The sequence below is a fragment of the Nitrospirillum goiasense genome (assembly GCF_034427435.1).
Classification (GTDB): Bacteria; Pseudomonadota; Alphaproteobacteria; order Azospirillales; family Azospirillaceae; genus Nitrospirillum.
In genome coordinates, this window is sequence record NZ_JAXQNP010000004.1 from 627,913 (window position 1) to 646,335 (window position 18,423).

An 18,423-nucleotide genomic window follows, 5' to 3' on the forward strand; every position below is an offset into this window, starting at 1 on the left:
GGCTAGTCCCGACGGCCAAGTCCGGCCATAGGCCCCCTTCCCGATTTTCCCGGGAAAAATTCCCGATATCGCGGCGACTGTTGCATGAGAGCGGCAAGCGCCTGTTAGATAGGCGTGGGAGGCGCCGTCCGATGCCGGGCGGCGACATCGTATCGGGCCGCTGGGGAACCAACCTCATGTCGCTGCGCATCCGCCTGGTCCTGAGTATCGCCCTGTTGTTGCTGGTCAGCCTGGCCACCGGCGCCACCGCCGCCTGGCTGCGCGCGGAGCATTCCGTGCGCACGGAGATGGAGGCCGCCCTGTCCGTGGGGCAGCACACGGTGGGCAGCGCGCTGGCCCACCTGGCCGGCCGCTCGGCGCCGGCGGACCGCAGCGATGAGGAGGTGACCGCCCTGCTGACCCGCCTGGTCGGCGCCTTCAATGGCGACCGCCACCTGAAGGTCAGCCTGCACAAGCCCGGGGCCGGCCTTATCGCCGCCTCCACCCTGGCGGTACCGGACCACCCCGCCCCCGCCTGGTTCGTGGCCTCTCTCGATGTGCCGCAATTGAGCGCCGAGGTGCCCCTGCCCGGCTTTTCCGGCCAGGGCCTGTGGCTGCGCCTGGAAACCGACCCGGCGGGCGAGGTGTCGGAGGTGTGGGGGGAACTGGGCGACGACGCTGTGATGATGCTGCTGTTCAGCGCCCTTGCCCTGCCCATGGTCTACTGGACGCTGGGGCGGGCGCTGCGCTCCGTCGACCGCCTGTCCAAGGCCTTCGCCCATGTGGCCCAGGACGCCAGCGTGGAAGCGGCGCGGCCGGTGGCGGAGGCCGGGCCGCCGGAGCTGCGCCGCCTGGCGGAAGGCTTCAACCGCATGATCGAGCGCCTGGCGGCGGCGGAGGCGCGCAACCGGCGCCTGCACGAACAATTGCAGACCATCCAGGAGGAGGAGCGCGCGGACCTTGCCCGCGACCTGCATGATGAAGTCGGGCCCTATCTCTTCGCCATCAACGTCGACGTCACCGCCCTGCTGGCGGCGGCGGAGCGGGCGGGCGATCCGGTGATGCGGGACCAGGCCCGTTCCGCCCGTGAGGCGGTGGCCCATGTGCAGCAGGAGGTTAAGGCCATCCTGGGCCGCCTGCGTCCGCCGGGCCTCAGCGACCTGGGCTTGGGCGCCGCGCTGGAGAACCTGGCGGCGTTCTGGCGGGCCCGCCGGCCGGACGTGGCCATCACCGTGGCCGTGACTCCCGGCCTGCACCTGGGCGAGGCGGGCGACACCGCCATCTATCGCATCGTGCAGGAAAGCCTGAGCAACGCCATCCGCCACGGACGCCCCCGGGACATCACCGTCACCGTCGCCCCCCGCGCCGATGGCCTCACCGTCGAGATCACGGATGATGGCGACGGCCTGCCCGCCGAGCCGTCCCCTCATGCCAGCGGCGGCGGCTATGGCTTGCGCGGCATGGCGGAGCGGGTGACGGCGCTGGGCGGCACCCTGGAGGTGGGCAACCGCCCCGACGGCGGCGTGCGGGTGCACGCCCTGCTGCCCTTGGCCACCGGGAATACCGCCCTGTCGGCCCGCGAGGCCGCCTGAATGACCCTGACCGCGAAAGCCCTGGCATGAAACTGCTCCTGGTCGATGACCACGCCATCGTGCGCTCCGGCCTCAAGCGGCTGCTGGCCCCCCTGCCCGGCGCCGTCATCGCGGAGGCCGCCACCGGCCGCGACGCCCTGGTGCGCTACCGGGAGGACCGACCCGACATCGTGCTGCTGGACCTGAACCTGCCCGGCGTGGGCGGGCTGGAGCTGCTTCAGCGCCTGCTGATCGAGGACCCGTCGGCCTGCGTCCTGGTCTTCAGCATGCATGCGGAGGCGCTGTACGCCTCCCGCGCGCTGGCGGCCGGGGCCAAGGGCTACATGAGCAAGAACGCCGATCCCGACGAACTGCTGACCGCCATCCGCCGCCTGGCCGAAGGCGGGCGCTATGTGGAGAACGAGATCGCCCAGGAATTGGCGGTGCACGGCATGGCCGCCGGCAACCCCACCCAGCGCCTGACGGAACGGGACCTGGAGATCCTGCGTCTGTTAGGCGAGGGCCGGGCGCTGGCGGAAATCGCCACCGAACTGGGGGTGGGCTATAAGACCATCGCCAACACCTGCACCGCCATCAAGGCCAAGCTGGGCGTCGCCCGTACCGCCGACCTGATCCGCCTGTCCATCGAGATGGGGGTGAGCTGAACGCCCCATCCGTGCGTATCCTGTCCTGACAACCAGGGCGATGGAGGCCGGCATGATGGAGGGGGGCGCGATGCTGACGCGGCGACAGGTGGGGATTCTGTTTCTGCTGGGGGGCGCGTTCTGGCTGTCGGCCCTGGCCTACCTGCGCGGGCTGCCCCAGCTGCTGACCGATCCGCTGTGGAATCCACTGAATTTCGCCAGCACCGTTTCGGTCGCGTGGACCAGCGTCTATCTCATCCGCCGCCTGGCCGGGCTGGCGCCGGACCAGATCATGGCGGGGGTGGGCCTCGTCGGTGCCGTGGTCATGGTCGCCGACGGCCTGGCCTTGAACTGGTTCCCCCGCATCTATGGACCCGACGACACGGTCAGCCGCCAGGCCGGCGCCTGGCTGTTGTGGGGCTATGGCTTCAGCCTGGGCGCGGCCCTGCTGATGACGAGGCGCGCCGCAGTCAAGCATCGCTGACGGCGGCGGCCAGGGGATCGGGCGGTTCCAGCGAGGCGGTGTCGGCCACGGGCCAGTCCGTCATCAGCCGCTGGCGCCAAGCGCGGGGGGCTTCCCCGCTTTGCCGGTGGAAAAAGCGGGAGAAATAGGCCGGGTCCTCGAAGCCCAGCTCATAGGCCACGGCGGCGATGGTCCGGCCGCTGTAGAGGATCAGCCGCTTGGCCTCCGTCATCAGCCGATCCTGGATAAGCCCGATGGCCGGCCGGCCGGTCACCGCCAGGCAGGCCGCCCGCAAGGTGGAGGAGGAGGTGCGCAGCTCCGTCAGGTAGGCGTCGAGCGGCCGGTGGCTGCGGTAATGCTGGTCCACCAGCGCGCGGAAGGCCGCGACCAGCGCCACCTGCCCCGACCGGCCGCCACCGCCGCCGGAGGCCAGGGCCGGCCGCGCCACGCGCAGCAGGGCGGCCATCAGCACCAGCATATGCCCCTCCGCCGCCACGCGCTGGCCGGGTTCCCGCCCGCGCAACTCGGCCAGGACGCCATCGGCGGCGGCCAGCACGGCGGCGAACGCCCCCTCCTGCCCCGCCATGGCCAGGCAGGCGGCCTCCCCCCCAGGGCGGCGAACGCGGGATCGCGCCGCGCCAGGCCGCGCAGGATGCGGTCGGACAGGGTGACGACCCAGCCGATGGTGCCCCGGGCGAAGGCGAAGCCGTGCACCACCCCGGCAGGCACCAGGATCAAGGTGGGGCCGTCGAAGGTCCAGGTGCGCTGGTCCGCCTGCACCTGCCCCGCCCCCTCGCGGATGGCCAGGAACTGCACCAGGTCGCCATGCTGATGGGGACGGATGCGCCAATCCACCAGGCTGCTGCGATCCTCGATCAGCTCCACATGCAGGAAGCGGTCCTCCGCCGTCGCCGGCGCCTCGCCATACAGGGAGAAGACGGGGATGTCCGGACGGCTCATCGCCCCGCCCCCGGCCATCGCGGACTGGCGGAAAAATGCCAAGCCATGATCGATATGCTCAATAACATGTATTGCCCTGGCCGTTACATCACATGCCACCTGGTGTGGGACCTGGACAGATACCTTGCCCAATCATTGCGAAAAAATCCAATTTTTGTGGGGCTGCGTCCATTCCGGGGACGGGGCCTCCGCCCCTATCGTTCCGGGGTGGGCCGCCCCGACGCGGGGTTCGGCCCGGAATAAGAACGCTTCAGGCTCGGGAGGGCCATTCCATGTCAACCACCCCGTCCATCCGCACCCAAGTCGGCATCATCGGCGCCGGCCCCGCCGGGCTGTTCCTGTCGGAACTGCTGCATCGCCAGGGCATTGACAGCGTGATCCTTGAATCCCGCACCCGGGAGGAGATCGAGGGCACGATCCGCGCCGGCGTGCTGGAGCAATGGACCGTCGACCTGATGCACCAGTTGGGGGTGGGCGAACGCATGACGCGCGATGGCCATTTCCATACCGGCATCACCCTGCGCTTCAAGGGCCAAAGCCATCACCTGGACATGGTGGAGCTGACCGGCGGCAAGAAGGTCACTGTCTATCCCCAGCATGAGGTGATCAAGGATTCTGGTGGCCCACCGCCTGGCCCAGGGTGCCCAGATCCACTTCGGCGTGCGGGACGTGCGGTTGCACGATGTGGAGACGGAGCGCCCGTCCATCACCTTCGCGCGGGCAGACGGCACCCCGGCCGTGCTGGCGTGCGACTTCATCGCCGGCTGTGACGGCTTCCACGGCCCCAGCCGGCAGGCCATTCCAGCGACGCAGCGCCAGGAATTCCAGAAGATTTACCCCTATGGCTGGCTGGGCATCCTGACCGAGGCGCCGCCGTCGCACCACGAGCTGATCTACGCCCGCCACGACCGGGGCTTTGCCTTGCTCAGCACCCGCTCCCCGGAAATCCAGCGCCTGTACATCCAGTGCGACCCCAAGGACGACATCGCGCAGTGGTCGGACGCGCGCATCTGGTCGGAACTGCACCAGCGGCTGGAAACGACCGACGGCTGGACGTTGACCGAGGGGCCCATCATCCAGAAGGGCATCATCGCCATGCGCAGCTTCGTCTGCGAGACCATGCGCCATGGCCGCCTGTTCCTGGCGGGCGACGCCGCCCACATTGTTCCCCCCACGGGCGCCAAGGGCCTGAACCTGGCGGTGGCCGACGTGCTGGTGCTGTCGCGCGCGCTGGAGAAATTCTACGCCCGGAACGACAGCAGCGGCATCGACAGCTATGCCGCCACCTGCCTGGCGCGCATCTGGAAGGGCGAACGCTTCTCCTGGTACATGACCACCATGCTACACACGGATGAAGCGGCCGGCGCGTTCGAACACCGCATCCGCGAGGCCGACCTGGAATACGTCGTCAGCTCCCGCGCCGCCGCCACGGCGCTGGCGGAGAATTACGTCGGCCTGCCCATCTGAACGGAGGGGGGCCGGCCGTTCAACCGGCCCCCTGCCCAACACCCCCTGCCCAACGCCCCGCCCTTGCGGCTATGATGGCCCCTCGTTACCCGAGGGCCGCGCGCATGGACATCGACACGCTGGAAAATAATATCCTTGCCACCGGCGACGTCCGGGACGGCCGCTTCACGGGCATGGATTGGCGCGACCTGGATGCCACCGGCTGCCGCTTCGAGGGCTGCGTGTTCGAGGATGTGCGCTTCACCGCCGTGGATTTCAGCGACGCCCGGTTCCAGGGGTGCCAGTTCGTCCGCTGCCGCCTGTCGCATGTCAAACTGCGCGACGCGGTGCTGGAGGATTGCCGTTTCGTGGACCCCGAGGCCAAGACCGCCGGCTGCACCCTGGCCTTCAGCGATTTGCGGGCGGCGCGCCTCACCCGCTGCGACCTGTCGTTCTGCACCCTGGAACGCTGCACCCTGTTCGAGGTGGAGGCGGACGCCTGCGTCTTCTTCGCCGCCCGCTTCCACCTGGTGGAGTTCCACCACGCGCTCAGCCGGGCGCGCACGGTGCACCGCGCCACCTTCCGCGACTGCACCTTCGAACTGGCCGACCTGTCGCGCCTGTCCTTGAAGGACGCGGTGATCACCCGCTGCCGCCTGCGGGAAACCGACCTGCACGCCACCGACCTGACCGATGTGGATGTGCGCGGCAGCGACCTGTTCCAGGCCACCCTCACCAACGCCAAGTTGGACGGCGCCGACCTGCGCGGGGCCGAGATCAGCGGCCTGGACCTGCGGCAGTTGGCGGGCTTCCAAGGCCTGAAGATCGGGCCGGAGCAACAGCCCATCCTGTTGGCGGCCACGGGTATCGACGTGTGTGGCGACGACGCCTGACCCCCAAGTCTCAAATCGTCCGCGCTGCTTAAACAGGTTAACCCATCAGGAGATGTGCTAAAAAGGCTCCCGGGGAAGATGGCCGCGGCGGGGAGCGTGCGGCCCATGGGGGATGTAATTGCAAACCAAGGGCTTTCACTTCGGTGAGTGGCTGGTCGACGCGCAGGCCTGCACCGTACGTCATGAACAGACGGCGCAAACACTGAAGGTTGAGCCGCGGGCCATGGACGTCCTGCTGGCGCTGTGCGGCCGCGCGGGCCAGATCGTCAGCGCGGACGACCTGCTGCACCTGTGCTGGGATGGCCTGGCGGTGGGGGAAAACCAGGTCCACAAGGCGATCACCCAACTGCGCAAGCTGCTGGGCGACACCGCCGGCGACCCGCGCTACATCGAGAACATCCGCAAGCGGGGCTATCGCACCATGGCGCCGGTCACGCCCATCGTGGCCGACGCTACGGCCGCGACCGTGGACAGCTGGATCGACGCCTCCCCCTTCGTCGGCCTGGACGCGTTCGACGAGGCGCACGCCGCCGTGTTCTTCGGCCGGGACGCGGCCATCGCCCAGTTGCGCGACACCGTGGCGGCCCAGGTCGCCGCCGGCCATGGCTTGGTCCTGGTCCTCGGCCCCAGCGGAAGCGGCAAGACATCGCTGGTGCAGGCGGGGCTGATCCCCTCCCTCCGGTCGGCGTCCGCGCCCTTCCCCTTCCTGGGCGCCTGCATCCTGGACCTGGGCGATGTCCAGGGCATGCCCCTGCCCACCGCCCTGGGCGGCGCGCTGCTGGACCTGGAGATCGAGGGGCGGCCGCTGTTGGAAGGCTTCAGCGCCGACGCCATCGGCGCCGGCCTGTCGCGGAACGATCGTCCCGGCTTCCTCGACCCGGACTTCCTCGGCCGGGCCACCGCCAAGGCTCAGGCGGGCCGCGCCGTCCTGTTCATCGACCGGCTGGAGGCGGTGTTCCGCATCGACGGGGCGCAGCGGCGCTCGTTCTTCACGGCGCTGGGCCATCTGGCGGGCAGCGGCGCCATCCTGGTCATCGCCGCCTGCCGCAACGACTTCTATCCCGACGTGGCCGGCGAGCCGCTGTTGCTGGCCGCCAAGACCCAGGGCGGCCATTTCGACCTGGCGCCGCCGACACGCGCCGAGATCATTCACATGATCCGCCTACCGGCCATCGTCGCCGGGCTTCGTTTCGGAACCGATCCGGAAACCGGGGCGCAGTTGGACGACACGCTGTGCGAGGCGACGGCCGACCAGCCGGACGCCCTGCCCCTGCTGCAATACACCCTGCACGAACTCTATCTACAACGCAGCACCAGCCGGGAACTGACCGTCGCCGCTTACCGCGCCCTGGGCGGCCTGGGCGGCGCCATCGGCAAACGGGCGGAGGCCACGCTGGACGGACTGCCGGCCCCGGCCCGCGCCGCGCTCAGCCGCGTGCTGTCCCTGGTCGTCACCGTGGGCGCCCAGGATGAGGCGGCGCGCAGCCGCCGCATCCCCTGGCGCACCCTGGCCACGGTGGAGGAGCGGACGCTGGTCGACACCTTCGTGCGGCAGCGCCTGTTCGTCGCCCAGGTCTATGATGGGGAGCCGGTGTTCGGCGTGGCCCACGAAGCCATGCTGCGCCAGTGGCCCCGCGCCGCCGCCTGGATCGCGGACCACCGCCGTTTCCTGCAGGCCCGCAGCCGGATGGAGGAGGCGGCGCGGCGCTGGCTGGCGGAGGGGCGCCGCAACGACCTGCTGCTGCCCCGGGGCCGGCAGTTGGAGGAGGCGCGCGAGCTGGCCGGCTTCACCCCCATCCCTCTGGACACCGAGGTCCGCGCCTACATCGACGCCTCGGTTCGGCGGGAACGGCAGGCCGACCGCCGCCGCCTCGGCCTCATGGCCGGCTTCGCCGCCATCGCCGTCCTCGCCGGCGGCCTGGGCCTGGTCGCCCGCCAGGCCGAAAAGACGGCGCAACAGCGCAAGCATCAGGCAGAGGATCTAATGAACTTCATGGTCGGCAACTTCGCCGACAAGCTGCGTCCCCTGGGCCGGCTGGAGCTGCTATCGGACATCGGCGAAAAGGCCCTGAGCTATTTCAGTCAAGAACCCTTGTCCAGCTTGACACCAGAGGACCGTGCGCAGCAAGCCCGCGCCCTGCAGACCCTGGCGGAGGTGGCCCGGTCGCGCGCCGACCCCAAGTCCGCGCAGGCCGCCCTTGCCAAGGCGAAAAGCCTGCTTGACGCAAACCTGGCCCAAGGTCTGGAGAGCCTGGATCTGCTGAAGGATCTGGGGGCGGTGGCCTTCTGGATGGGGCAGATCAGCCTGGATGCGAACGATCTGGACGGCGCGGAAGCGGCTTTCCGGGAGTACGAGCGCTACAGCAAGCGCATGACGGTGATCGCGCCCAAGAACGTCGATGCCTGGGTCGAGTTGTCCTATGCCCTGACAAACCTGGGATCAACAGCCGTGAAACGAGCAGATTATGAAAAGGCTGCTAAATTTTTCGAAGCGGCTTTACCGTTAATGCGCCAAGCCTTAGCTCAACGTCCCAATGATCGGGAGTTGCGCGCGTCCACGACCTCCACACTGTCTTGGCTTGGCACGACCTATGCCGAGCAGGGCGAGCTTCGTAAAGCAGTCTTACTTTTTGATGAGGAGGCAACTGAACTACAGTCATTGCGCTCTGACGCGCCCTCGGAATTCAGGTGGTTATATATGCTGGGTGCCTGTCAGTACCGCCGCCTCAATTTGCTTGATGCGTTGGGAGAGGAACAGAAGGCCGACACGCTGATGGCCGAGACAAGAAAACTTGTCCATGAATTGGTCACCCATGACCCCAGTAATCAGATTTGGCAGCGCCTGCGCCTCAACGTGGAAGTCGTGGCCGGGGAGTTCCTGGTTGAACGGCATCAGTTCGCCAATGCATTGACGCTTCAGCGCACCCTCGCCATCGAACTGGCCAAATTTCGTGAACAGGATCCTGCGAATGCTGATTGGGCGCTCACCGACCTGATCAACCAAGCCAATACGGGGGCCAGCCTTCTAGGACTAAATCGATCTCAGGAAGCAGCAGCCAAGTTAAGCGCAGTCGTATCCACATTACGATCCCTAAAAAGAAATAACAGAATGACAATCGAATATGATGAGCGATTGTCAGCCACTTTACTTATCCTGGCGGCAGCAAATGAGAAAATTGGCCAAATGGATATGGCTCGGCTAAATCGCCAAGAAACATCCGCAATTACTCAGAGATACATTGATTCAAAAACAAAAGACAGGTATATTATTGATTCCTGGATCTTGTCCAATCTTCAAAATGGAAAAAATATTGCATTAGAAGAAAATATAGATTGGCTAGAAAAATCAGGTTACAGAAAACCAAGATACGTTGATGCCTTATCTCAGGCCACGAGACATGGAGGTTAAATTGAACATTATCGAAGCCATTGTTACCATAAAGCCCAACGGCAGTGAATACGATTGGACTTACTCCGGCACGGGAATTAATCCGGATACTGGCATGATTACGTTGCCCAATCATGATCCAACACAGATTACCTATACCCTTTGCCCCGCAACACAGCAGAGTTACAGCTTCGCCTTTGTAAACCTGAGCACGGCACACGCTGTAACCCGGCAGATCACATCTATCCAAATCAATGCCACGTCGATTGTCATCCAAGATGAAAATCTTCCTGGGCGTACTGAAACCACACCTTTCGGGTTTTTACTAATTGCGCGACCGCATGGCGAAATTACCGACCCTATCGTCAGCCCAGACCCTGTAGTTGTCAACGATCCGGGCCCCAGACCCCCTTGTGAATAACTGTCCCGTGGAGAACCATGCTCCCCGGCGCCATCGCCGGGGAGCTTTTCATTGGAAATCCAGCGCCAGAAAAAGAAACGGCCGCACCCAGCGATGGGCGCGGCCAAGAGCACGACTTAAGAACGCTTTATTATCCAGCGGAAGAGCGTGGCGGCGGAAGCCTCACCTCCAACCGGGCCAAGGTGTCGGCCCAGGCTGACACCGGCAGGCGCGGGGCCAGGTTGGCCCTAAGATCGGTGGGCCGCTGGCCACCATCGGGAGCGCCGTCCGTTCCCTCATCCCCCGGTCCGTCAACGTCCAAGCCTTGACAGATGTCCTTGACGGCGGCGATGGCGGTCAGTGCCGCCGTTCCCGGGCCTGTCATTTCCGTCAACATATCGATCATCAACGCCAACTGGCCGGCGCGACGGGTCACGGGGTCGGCCGTCCGCCACCAGTCGATCAAGGGGCGCACGGCCGCGCGCAGGGCCGGCGGTGGCGGCACCGGGGCGGGCCCCGGCAGGGACACCGCCCAGGCCGGGCCCAGCGTGGCCGCCCCCTGCCCGCTGCCCACGGGCGTATCTCCGGCCACGGCCAGGACATCGATCAGGGTGACCACCAGGGCGCCAGTGCCGCCCGCCATCGCCACGTCCATCGGCGGCGACAGCGCCGCCAGGGTGGCGCGCAGGGTGGCCGCGATGGGCTTCAGGGCCAGGGCGGCGCGGATGTCCGCCTCCGGCAAGTCGCGGGCCAGGGCCTGGAGTTGCCGGATGTAACTGGCGCCCAGCAGCAGTTGGTTGGCCAGCACATCGCAGAGGGCGCACAGCGACGCGGCCGACAGGTCGGCCCGCAGGGGCGGCGTCAGCCCCCGGCACCGCCGCGCCAGGGCGACCAGGCCGCCGGTGATCAGGCCGTCATGCAGGCTGCGCCACAGCGACGCCTGCCAAAGCCCGTACTCAAGGGCCAGGGCCGGCGCCTGGCTCGCCACCCAGGCCGGAAGCGTGCTGAACCGGACGGCGAACAGGCCGCGCGCCAACAGGATCAGGTGATTGCACAGGGCGATGACACCAGCCGGCGGGCCGTCGCCGGCGGGGGGCGATCCGTCTGCCCCGTCCCACGCCGCTTTCAGCGTCGCCGGCGCCGTGTCCGGGTGGCCGCCACGGGCGTCGGCATGCACATCATTTCCCCGCATCCCCTCACACCTCCGGTAGCGGTGGCAGAGCGACGGTGTCACCCTCCGGCGTGACGCGGTGCAGCCGCCCCTGGCCATCGCGGTAATGAACGACATCGGCGTCGCTGGCGAAGACGGCGGCGGCATCGGATGCCAGATAGGTCCGCCAGGCAGGCTTGGCGCTGGTGTCGGTGTACCAGAGCGCCCCCGGCGCGGCACTGGCGATGCTGAACTGGTCGCCGTTGGTCAGCTGGGCGATGGCGCCGACGCCGACCCCCAGCTGCCTGGGCACCCCGCCGGCCGCGGGGTCATAGACAAAGGCCCGGTTCTCGACATCCACGATGCCCAGCTTGGCGCCGTTGCCCCGGATGGACAGGCAGGTCAGGCGGCTGACGCGGACCCAGCATTGCCGGCTGGGGTTATAGCGGTACAGCGCCTGGCTGTTGTTGGCGAGGGCGAAGACAACACCCCCGGCCACGGCCAATTGCGCGGCGATGTCCGGCCCGGGCAGTTCCGGCAGCGCCGCCCAGCCCCGCCCCCGGCCGGAATAGCGGTGGACGCGCCCCACGCCCCCGGCATCGCCCACAGCCTGGCTCACCGCGTACAGGTCCCCGCCGCCGGTGGCGATGCAGGACGCGGGGAAGGTGGAGATCACCCGCCAGGCCCGGGTGAACCTGTCATACAGTTTCACCTGCCGGCTGGCGGTGGACGCCGTGCCAAGGGGAACGGAGGCCACCGGCGCGCCATCGATGGCCGCCACGTCATACCCGTCGCTGACACAGCTGAGGGCGCTTTCGCCCATGTCGGCCCATGCCGCGCCACCGCCGGCGTGCTGATACAGGCGCCCCGAGGAGGCGACGCAAAAGACATCGTCACCCGCCACCGCCACCAGGGACGGGGCGCTCAAGTGCGTGGGCGAGGGCCACAGATGCATGGCGAGGCCGTCGCCGAACGCCGCGTCGGCCATGATGCGGTTCCATTCCGCCCGCTCCACCGCCAAATCCTCGGCAGACACTTCGGCCAGAACAGACGACACCTCGGCCGGCAGGTTGCCCAGCAACCAGGCCAGGGCGGCCAGTTCCTCCTGAACCGCCTGAACCATGGGGGCCACGCCCTGCAACTGCGCGCGCATGCCGGCCAGCACCAGGGCCGCCGATTGTTCCTGGCGGTGCCGGTTGCCCTTCAGCTCGATCAGCGCCTCCAGCCGGCCCAAGTGCCCTTGCAAGCCGCTGATATCGGCCGTCCCCTCGCCCGCCCTCAGCACGCCGGCTGGCACCATGGACCACCCCAGGGCATTCCAGCACAGGGTCAGGCCGACCACACCCGCCATCAATCTGGTCTGCCCCCGCCGCGCGAGGATGCGGGCGCTTTCCGCCGCGACCCAGGCCTGGGCGTGATCCAAGGCCTGGGCCATCGCCTGCACATCCTCCCCGCTGCCCGCCAGCAGCGGGGCCAGCCCGCCACCGCGCAGAGCGGCGAGCAGCGCCGCGGCACCATCCGCAAGGTGCTGCCCCTGCTGGTTGGCGGCCGCCAATAGGGTGGACACCCGCTCGCCCTGCCGCCGGGCGGCGCGCTGGCAGGCTTTCAGCGAATAGGTGCAGGAAACCTTGCCCCCGCCTGGCCGGTGGCCCCGGCCAGGGCATCGCCGACCAGCCGGGCGACATCGGCCATCACCCGCGCCGGTGTCGCCAGCTGGGAAAACAGGCTGGGCAGTTCCGCCCCCCGGCGGGGGGTAATCCAGGTTTCCGCCTGCGCCTGGAACAGGGTGAACTGCCCCAGGAAGGCGTCGCAGTCCGTCTGCGCCACGCGGGCGGCGGCGGAAAGCGGCAGGGACGGCAGGTCCTCGAACCGGAGGGGGGAACGGACAGTTGGGCAAGGGAGAACAAATAGGCGCTGGCCGCCGCCAGGCTGAACGTCGCGGCGTCCGTCTGCTCCACCAGCGCCTGGGCCAGCTTGGCCAGCTTCGTCGCCGCCGTGCGGCGGGCCGGCATCCGGACATAGACGCCCGGCGCCGCCAGGACGCGGTGCCCGGTCGCGGCCGCCCCGGTCCCCGTAGCCGTCGTGGCGGCAGCCGGCTGTGTCGCGCTCATTCCTGTCCTCCGCTAGATAGCCCCCTGTTCCCGCAGGTTCACGGGGATAGGGTTGGCGAAGGGTAGGGTCCCGGCGCGCCGGATCACTCTTCCAATATTCTTCTGAGAATTAAGGCATTGATCTCAAATGGATTTATACACCAACAGAAAAGGCCCGGCGTGATCGGCCGGGCCTTTCCACCAGTTCCGCAAGGGAACCGTCAGCAGTCGAAAAACACCGTCTCCTGGGCGCCCTGCAGATGGACGTCGAAGCGGAAGGTGGGAACGTCCGATCCCCCTTGGCCCCCGGCCTGCCGCGTGGCGATCAGCGTCTGGCGGCGGTTCGCTAGTTCGATGGACAGCAGGGCCGGGTCGGCGGCGTTGGCCTCGGCCCGGTCGTCGAAATAGATGCGGGTGTGCAGGTGGATGTTGATGCCGCGCGCGAACAGCAGCAGGGAGCAATGGGGCGCCTGCGGTCGGCCGTCGATCCAGGGCGTGGCGCCGGGGCGCACGGTCTCGAACGACCACAGGCCCGTCTCCGCATCGGCGCCCACGCGGCCCCAGCCGCGAAAGCCGGGGGCGTTGTAGACGCCGCTGCTGTCGGCCTGCCACAGTTCCAGCATGACGTCGCGCAGGGGATGGCCGGAACCGTCCCACACCACGCCCTCGATGCGGATGCGCTCACCCGGCACGCCGCCGCCCGCCAGGACGTGCAGCTTTTCCTGGGTGCGCAGGTTCAGGCCGGCGAAGGCCGGCAGGCAACCGATGTGGACATACGGTCCACCGGTCTGCGAGGGGGTTTCCTTCAGGTAATCGACGGGCATGGCTCAGTTCCCCTCCGGCCGGTTTTCAAAGAAGGTGGAGCGGCGGCCGCGCAGCACGAGGTCGAAGCGGTACACCAGGCTGTCAAAGGGCACCATCTCCCCCATGTCCAGCTTGGCCACCAGCATGTCCACCGCCGCCTTGTCGGGGATGGTGCTGATGATAGGGCAGCGCGCAATCAGCGGATCCCCCTCGAAATACATCTGCGTCACCAGGCGCTGGGCGAAGGCGTTGCCGAACAGCGAAAAATGGATGTGGGAAGGGCGCCAATCGCTGTTGTGGTTCATCCAGGGATAGGGCCCTGGCTTGATGGTGCGGAAGAAATAGCGCCCATCGTCATCGGTGACGCAGCGGCCGCAGCCGCCGAAGTTGGGGTCCAGCGGCGCCATGTAGCGGTCATGACGATGGCGGTAACGGCCACCGGCATTGGCCTGCCACACCTCCACCAGGCTGCCCCGGACCGGGCGTCCCATCTCATCCACCACCCGGCCGTGGACGATGATGCGCTCCCCCATCGCCTCTTCGCCGGTGGTGATGTAGTTGCGGATCAGGTCGTTGTCCAAGGGGTCGAGGTCACCGTGGCCGAACACGGGGCCCGCGCGCTCGCCAACCGACTGGCGCAGGGACACCAGCGCCTTGCCCGGCGAGCGCAGCACCGACGTCTTGTATTGCGGCGTGAAGGCCGGCGGGTGCCAGGCCCGGTCGCGCCGGACGAATTCTCCAGTATCGTTGCTCATCTCAGGACCCGTCCTCCCAGGATTGGTTTTAAGATGGGGGCTTCAAAAGTGCGGCGCCCACATCTTTCGCCCCACCCTAGACCAATCAACGCTTCTGGAAATCCCATGCGTCACCATATAATCCATCGATAATATTCATGGATGGAAACGGCCTTGGGCATCCTGGATCATCTGGCCGTCGACGGTCACCTGCTGCGCCTGTTCGTCACGGTGTATGAGGAGGGGTCGGTTTCCGCCGCCGCCCGGCGGCTGGACATGGCGCAATCGGCCGTCAGCCACGCGCTGAACCGCCTGCGCCGCCTGGTGGGCGATCCGCTGTTCGTGAAGTCCGGCCGACGCATCGTCGCCACCCAGCATGCGGAGCGGCTGGTGCCCCAGGCGCGGGCGATCATGGACGGGTTGAAGGCGTTGACGGCCGGTAACGGCTTCGACCCCGCGCAGGCCCGGCTATCCTGGACGGTGGCGGCCAACGACTTCCAGCGCGACCTGCTGCTGCCCCGCCTGTACGCCCGGGTGGCGGCCCGCGTGGCCGACTTCCGCCTGCAGATCGTCCCCTCCGGCCGGCCCACCAGCGAAATGCTGCGCGAGGCGCGCTGTGACCTGCTGATCTCCCCCGCCCCGCCCGAGGGACTGGACATCATCCAGAAGCGGCTGTTCGACGACCGCTATGTCTGTGTCTTCGATGGCGCCCACCGCGCCAGCCCCGGCACCGCCGCCGACTTCCTGGCCGGCCGCCACCTCACGGTCGTCCATCCCTCCGCCGACCCGTTGAACTTCGACAAGGCGCTGGAGGGGCTGGGCATCCGTCGCGATGTGGTGGTGTCCGTGGCCAACTTCTCGGGATTGGCGCCCTTCCTGCGGGGCACCGACCTCATGGCCTGCGTGCCGGGCCGGCTGCACGCGCTGGAGCTGGCGGACTTCCAGGCAGCCCCCCTTCCCCCGACCTGCTGGCCGCGGCCCCGCCCGGCACGGACGCCCTGCGCATGTACATGGCCTGGCACCTGCGCGCCCAGCACGACCCGGCCCAGGCCTGGCTGCGCGGGCAGTTGGAGGCCGTGGCGCGGGAGATGGCCGAGAACGGCTAAGCGGCAGTCCCATCCAGCGCCGCGAACACCTCCGCCGCCTGGTGGAAGGCGGTGTTGGCGGCTGGCACGCCGCAATAGATGGCGCTCTGCAGGATCACTTCCTTGATCAGGTCCCGCGACACGCCATGCTGCACGGCGGCGCGGACGTGCATCTTGAACTCCTCGCCCCGGTTCAGGGCGATCATCATCGCCAGGGTCAGCAGGCGGCGGGTGGGATGGTCGATAGCGGGACGCGTCCAGATCTCCCCCCAGGCATACCGGGTGATCAGGTCCTGGAACTCGGTGTTGAACTCGGTGCGGCCGGCCAGGGCGCGCTCCACATGCGCCTCCCCCAACACGGACTTGCGGGTCTTCAGACCGAACTCGTAACGCTCTTGCTCATCCATGGGTGGGTTCCTCAAGCCAGGAAGGTCAGCAGGGCCTCGGTGAAAGCCGCCGCCTGTTCGACGTTCGACAGATGGGCAGCCTCCAGCATCACCAGTTGGCTGCCTTTGATGTTGGCGTGTAGCTCCTCCGCCTTCTCCGGCGGGGTGGCGGGGTCCTGGGTGCCGCCGATAACCAGCGTGGGCACGGCGATGGCCGGCAGCTGCGGCCGCTGGTCCATATCGCGGATGGCGGCGCAGCAGCCGACATAACCCTGCGGCTGGGTGGCCAGCAGCAAGCGGCGCACCCGGTCCACCGCCTCGGGCTCGGCGGCGATGAAGCCCGGGGTGAACCAGCGCTCGATCACCGCCTCGGTCACCGCCCCCATGCCCTGGGCGCTCACCAGATCCATGCGACCCTGCCAACCCTGCGGCGGTCCCATATAGGCGGCGGTATTGGCCAGCACCAGGCGCTCCAGCCGTTGGCCGGCGTTGATGCCCAGCCACTGCCCCACCATGCCGCCCTTGGACAGGCCGCAGAAGCGGACACGGTAGATGTCCAGCTCATCCAGCAGGCCCAGCACATCCTGGCCCAGCCGTTCCATGGTGTAGGGGCCGGCCGGCGCATCGCTGGCGCCATGCCCCCGGCTGTCATAGCGGATGACGCGATAGTGCCGGGTCAGGGCCGCCATCTGCGGCTCCCACATCGCCATCGCGGTGCCCAGCGAATTGGACAGCACCAGCGGCGGGGCCTCGGCCGGGCCATCGACGCGATAGCTCAGATTACAGCCATCATCCAATGTGATCAGTGGCATGGCAAACTTTCCTCATGCATCACGGGAAGATGTGCGGGCCGCCAGGGCCCGGGCGACGAAGTGCGGGGCCATGCCCAGGTAGTGGGCGGGTTCCAGCGCCGCCGCCAACTGCTGCGGCGACAGGTGGGCCGTGACCTCCGGCAGGGTGGCCAAGACATCCCCCAGCGACCGGCCCTCGGTGACGGCCTGGCGGCTGGCCTTCTCCACCAGGCTGTGCGCCGGGCCGCGGCCCAGGGCCTCGCCCAACGCCATGACCACGGATTCCGACATCAGCAGGCCGCGGGTGATCTCCAGGTTGGCGCGCATGCGCGCGGCATCCACCTCCAGCCCGGCCATGGTTCCGACCATGACGCCCAGGCTGCCGCCCACCAGGCGGAAGATTTCCGGCAAGGTCTCCCACTCCGCGTGCCAGCCGCCCAGGCCCCGCTCCTGCTCCTGCGGCATGGCGGCGAACAGGGTGGCGACCAGGGGCGGCACGCGGTTGGCGGCCGACAGGGCCACGGCGCAGGCGACAGGATTGCGCTTATGCGGCATGGCGGACGACCCGCCCTTGCCGGCCTCCGCCGGCTCGAACGCCTCGCCCACCTCGGTCTGCATCAGCAGCGAGAGGTCGCGGGCCATCTTGCCCAGCACGCCCGCGACCAAACCCAGCGCGGCACCCAGCGCCACCAGCCGGTCACGATGACCGTGCCAAGGCAGGTCAGGCAAAGCCAGGTCCAATTCGTGGGCCAGGGCCGCCGCCACCTCCAGTCCCCGCTCACCCAGGGCGGCCAGGGTGCCGGCCGCCCCGCCGAACTGTACCACCCGGCAATCATGACCGGCCGCCGCCACGGCCCGGCGGGCGCGCCCCACGGCCGCCATCCAGCCGGCCGCCTTCAGCCCAAAGGTGGTGGGCAGCGCCTGCTGCATCCAGGTGCGGGCAGCCAGCGGCGTTTCGGCATGGTCCTTGGCAAGCCGGGCCAGATGCCCCTCCAGAGCCCCAAGGTCGTTATCCACCAGGGCCACGGCCTGGCGAATTTGCAGGACCAGGCCGGTATCCATGACGTCCTGGCTGGTGGCCCCCCAGTGAACGAAGCGGCTGGCGTCGCGATCAGCCGCCGCGACACGGGCGGTCAGGGCCTTGACCAAGGGAATGGCGGTGTTGCCGGCCTTCGCCGCCGACTGCGCCAGGGCATCCAGGTCGAAATGGCCGGCCTGGCACTGGGCCGCGATGGCGGCATCGGCGCCGGGGGGGATGACGCCCAGTCCCGCTTCCGCCCGTGCCAGCGCCGCCTCGACATCCAGCATGCCCTGCACCGTTGCGGTGTCGGTGAACACCGCGTCCACCGGGCTGCCGCGAAACAGCGGGTCCAGCATTCCAGACATTGATCTTCCTCCCGCCTTCTTCACAGGCCGCCCGCACGATAGCATCGGATCGTTTGGAATGAGCCATGCCACGCGGTCCAGACAGACCAGCGTTTTCGAACATATGTTCGTCTGACGCACAAAATCCCAGCTATAACGCTCCGGGGCACGTCGATGCCGCACGCCCCTTCCGCCGCCGACGTTGTTTGCCTGGGCCACCTGGGGCATAAAGGGGCGGCGCTGGCCCATGGGAGGGCGGGCGGACGGTGTGCTG

18 protein-coding genes and 1 pseudogene are annotated in these 18,423 nt (G+C 68.1%); 9 read left to right on the top strand and 10 right to left on the bottom strand.

Annotated elements, in window-relative coordinates; all coding sequences use genetic code 11:
• The first annotated feature begins 131 nt into the window (after positions 1–131).
• From ULB03_RS24645 to ULB03_RS24655, 3 genes are all read left to right on the top strand, one after another.
• Positions 132–1,571 (top strand): HAMP domain-containing sensor histidine kinase, encoded by a 1,440-nt coding sequence (locus tag ULB03_RS24645; protein ID WP_322485724.1) that lies wholly within the window; start codon positions 132–134, stop codon positions 1,569–1,571.
• A gap of 26 nt (positions 1,572–1,597) precedes the next feature.
• The gene (locus tag ULB03_RS24650) at positions 1,598–2,215 is read left to right on the top strand and encodes a response regulator transcription factor (protein WP_322485725.1); all 618 of its coding nucleotides are present in this window, start codon (positions 1,598–1,600) and stop codon (positions 2,213–2,215) included.
• A gap of 70 nt (positions 2,216–2,285) precedes the next feature.
• The gene (locus ULB03_RS24655) at positions 2,286–2,678 is read left to right on the top strand and encodes a hypothetical protein (RefSeq protein ID WP_322485726.1); all 393 of its coding nucleotides are present in this window, start codon (positions 2,286–2,288) and stop codon (positions 2,676–2,678) included.
• Here ULB03_RS24655 and ULB03_RS24660 read toward each other — a convergent pair.
• Positions 2,665–3,135, bottom strand: coding sequence for a helix-turn-helix domain-containing protein (locus ULB03_RS24660; RefSeq protein WP_322485727.1), 471 nt, complete (start codon positions 3,133–3,135; stop codon positions 2,665–2,667). The two genes, ULB03_RS24655 and ULB03_RS24660, sit on opposite strands and share 14 nt — an antisense overlap.
• The gene (locus ULB03_RS24665) at positions 3,123–3,617 is read right to left on the bottom strand and encodes an AraC family ligand binding domain-containing protein (protein WP_322485728.1); all 495 of its coding nucleotides are present in this window, start codon (positions 3,615–3,617) and stop codon (positions 3,123–3,125) included. The genes ULB03_RS24660 and ULB03_RS24665 overlap by 13 nt, the downstream gene beginning before the upstream one ends.
• Positions 3,618–3,889: 272 nt before the next feature.
• On the opposite strand from ULB03_RS24665, the pseudogene ULB03_RS27540 reads away from it, so the two are divergent.
• The 5 genes and pseudogenes from ULB03_RS27540 to ULB03_RS24685 all read left to right on the top strand — a co-directional run.
• Positions 3,890–4,165: pseudogene (locus ULB03_RS27540) on the top strand (FAD-dependent monooxygenase); the annotation flags it as partial.
• A gap of 70 nt (positions 4,166–4,235) precedes the next feature.
• A complete protein-coding gene (locus ULB03_RS24670; RefSeq protein ID WP_416211187.1) occupies positions 4,236–5,084 on the top strand; it encodes a 4-hydroxybenzoate 3-monooxygenase in 849 nt (282 codons plus the stop codon).
• Between the two features lie 104 nt (positions 5,085–5,188).
• Positions 5,189–5,956 (top strand): pentapeptide repeat-containing protein, encoded by a 768-nt coding sequence (locus ULB03_RS24675; RefSeq protein ID WP_322485729.1) that lies wholly within the window; start codon positions 5,189–5,191, stop codon positions 5,954–5,956.
• Between the two features lie 118 nt (positions 5,957–6,074).
• Positions 6,075–9,365, top strand: coding sequence for an nSTAND1 domain-containing NTPase (locus tag ULB03_RS24680; RefSeq protein ID WP_322485730.1), 3,291 nt, complete (start codon positions 6,075–6,077; stop codon positions 9,363–9,365).
• 1 nt (position 9,366) lies between these two features.
• Positions 9,367–9,765 carry a DP-EP family protein gene (locus tag ULB03_RS24685; protein WP_322485731.1) on the top strand — a complete coding sequence of 133 codons (399 nt, stop codon included), beginning with the start codon at positions 9,367–9,369 and terminating at the stop codon, positions 9,763–9,765.
• A 130-nt stretch (positions 9,766–9,895) separates the two neighbouring features.
• On the opposite strand, the gene ULB03_RS24690 is transcribed toward ULB03_RS24685, so the two are convergent.
• The 5 genes from ULB03_RS24690 to pcaH all read right to left on the bottom strand — a co-directional run bounded on the left by ULB03_RS24690 (position 9,896) and on the right by pcaH (position 14,543).
• Positions 9,896–10,936: a hypothetical protein gene (locus ULB03_RS24690; RefSeq protein ID WP_322485732.1), complete on the bottom strand. Its 1,041-nt coding sequence runs from the start codon at positions 10,934–10,936 to the stop codon at positions 9,896–9,898.
• A 4-nt stretch (positions 10,937–10,940) separates the two neighbouring features.
• A complete protein-coding gene (locus tag ULB03_RS24695; protein WP_322485733.1) occupies positions 10,941–12,461 on the bottom strand; it encodes a hypothetical protein in 1,521 nt (506 codons plus the stop codon).
• Positions 12,462–12,499: 38 nt separating this feature from the next.
• Positions 12,500–12,721, bottom strand: coding sequence for a hypothetical protein (locus tag ULB03_RS24700; protein WP_322485734.1), 222 nt, complete (start codon positions 12,719–12,721; stop codon positions 12,500–12,502).
• Between the two features lie 484 nt (positions 12,722–13,205).
• Positions 13,206–13,808: a protocatechuate 3,4-dioxygenase subunit alpha gene (gene pcaG / locus ULB03_RS24705; protein ID WP_322485735.1), complete on the bottom strand. Its 603-nt coding sequence runs from the start codon at positions 13,806–13,808 to the stop codon at positions 13,206–13,208.
• Positions 13,809–13,811: 3 nt separating this feature from the next.
• The gene (gene pcaH / locus ULB03_RS24710) at positions 13,812–14,543 is read right to left on the bottom strand and encodes a protocatechuate 3,4-dioxygenase subunit beta (RefSeq protein WP_322485736.1); all 732 of its coding nucleotides are present in this window, start codon (positions 14,541–14,543) and stop codon (positions 13,812–13,814) included.
• 153 nt (positions 14,544–14,696) lie between these two features.
• Here pcaH and ULB03_RS24715 point away from each other — a divergent pair, with 153 nt between their 5' ends.
• The gene (locus ULB03_RS24715; RefSeq protein WP_322485737.1) at positions 14,697–15,734 is read left to right on the top strand and encodes a LysR family transcriptional regulator; all 1,038 of its coding nucleotides are present in this window, start codon (positions 14,697–14,699) and stop codon (positions 15,732–15,734) included.
• Here the strand turns inward: ULB03_RS24715 and pcaC are convergent.
• Genes pcaC through ULB03_RS24730 form a run of 3 tightly spaced genes read right to left on the bottom strand, consistent with a single transcriptional unit; the run spans position 15,625 to position 18,170 of the window.
• Complete coding sequence (pcaC, locus tag ULB03_RS24720; RefSeq protein WP_322485738.1) at positions 15,625–16,014, bottom strand: 4-carboxymuconolactone decarboxylase; 390 nt, start codon at positions 16,012–16,014, stop codon at positions 15,625–15,627. The two genes, ULB03_RS24715 and pcaC, sit on opposite strands and share 110 nt — an antisense overlap.
• An 11-nt stretch (positions 16,015–16,025) precedes the next feature.
• Positions 16,026–16,805: a 3-oxoadipate enol-lactonase gene (pcaD, locus tag ULB03_RS24725; RefSeq protein WP_322485739.1), complete on the bottom strand. Its 780-nt coding sequence runs from the start codon at positions 16,803–16,805 to the stop codon at positions 16,026–16,028.
• A gap of 12 nt (positions 16,806–16,817) precedes the next feature.
• Positions 16,818–18,170 carry a 3-carboxy-cis,cis-muconate cycloisomerase gene (locus ULB03_RS24730; protein ID WP_322485740.1) on the bottom strand — a complete coding sequence of 451 codons (1,353 nt, stop codon included), beginning with the start codon at positions 18,168–18,170 and terminating at the stop codon, positions 16,818–16,820.
• Positions 18,171–18,423 lie beyond the last annotated feature (253 nt).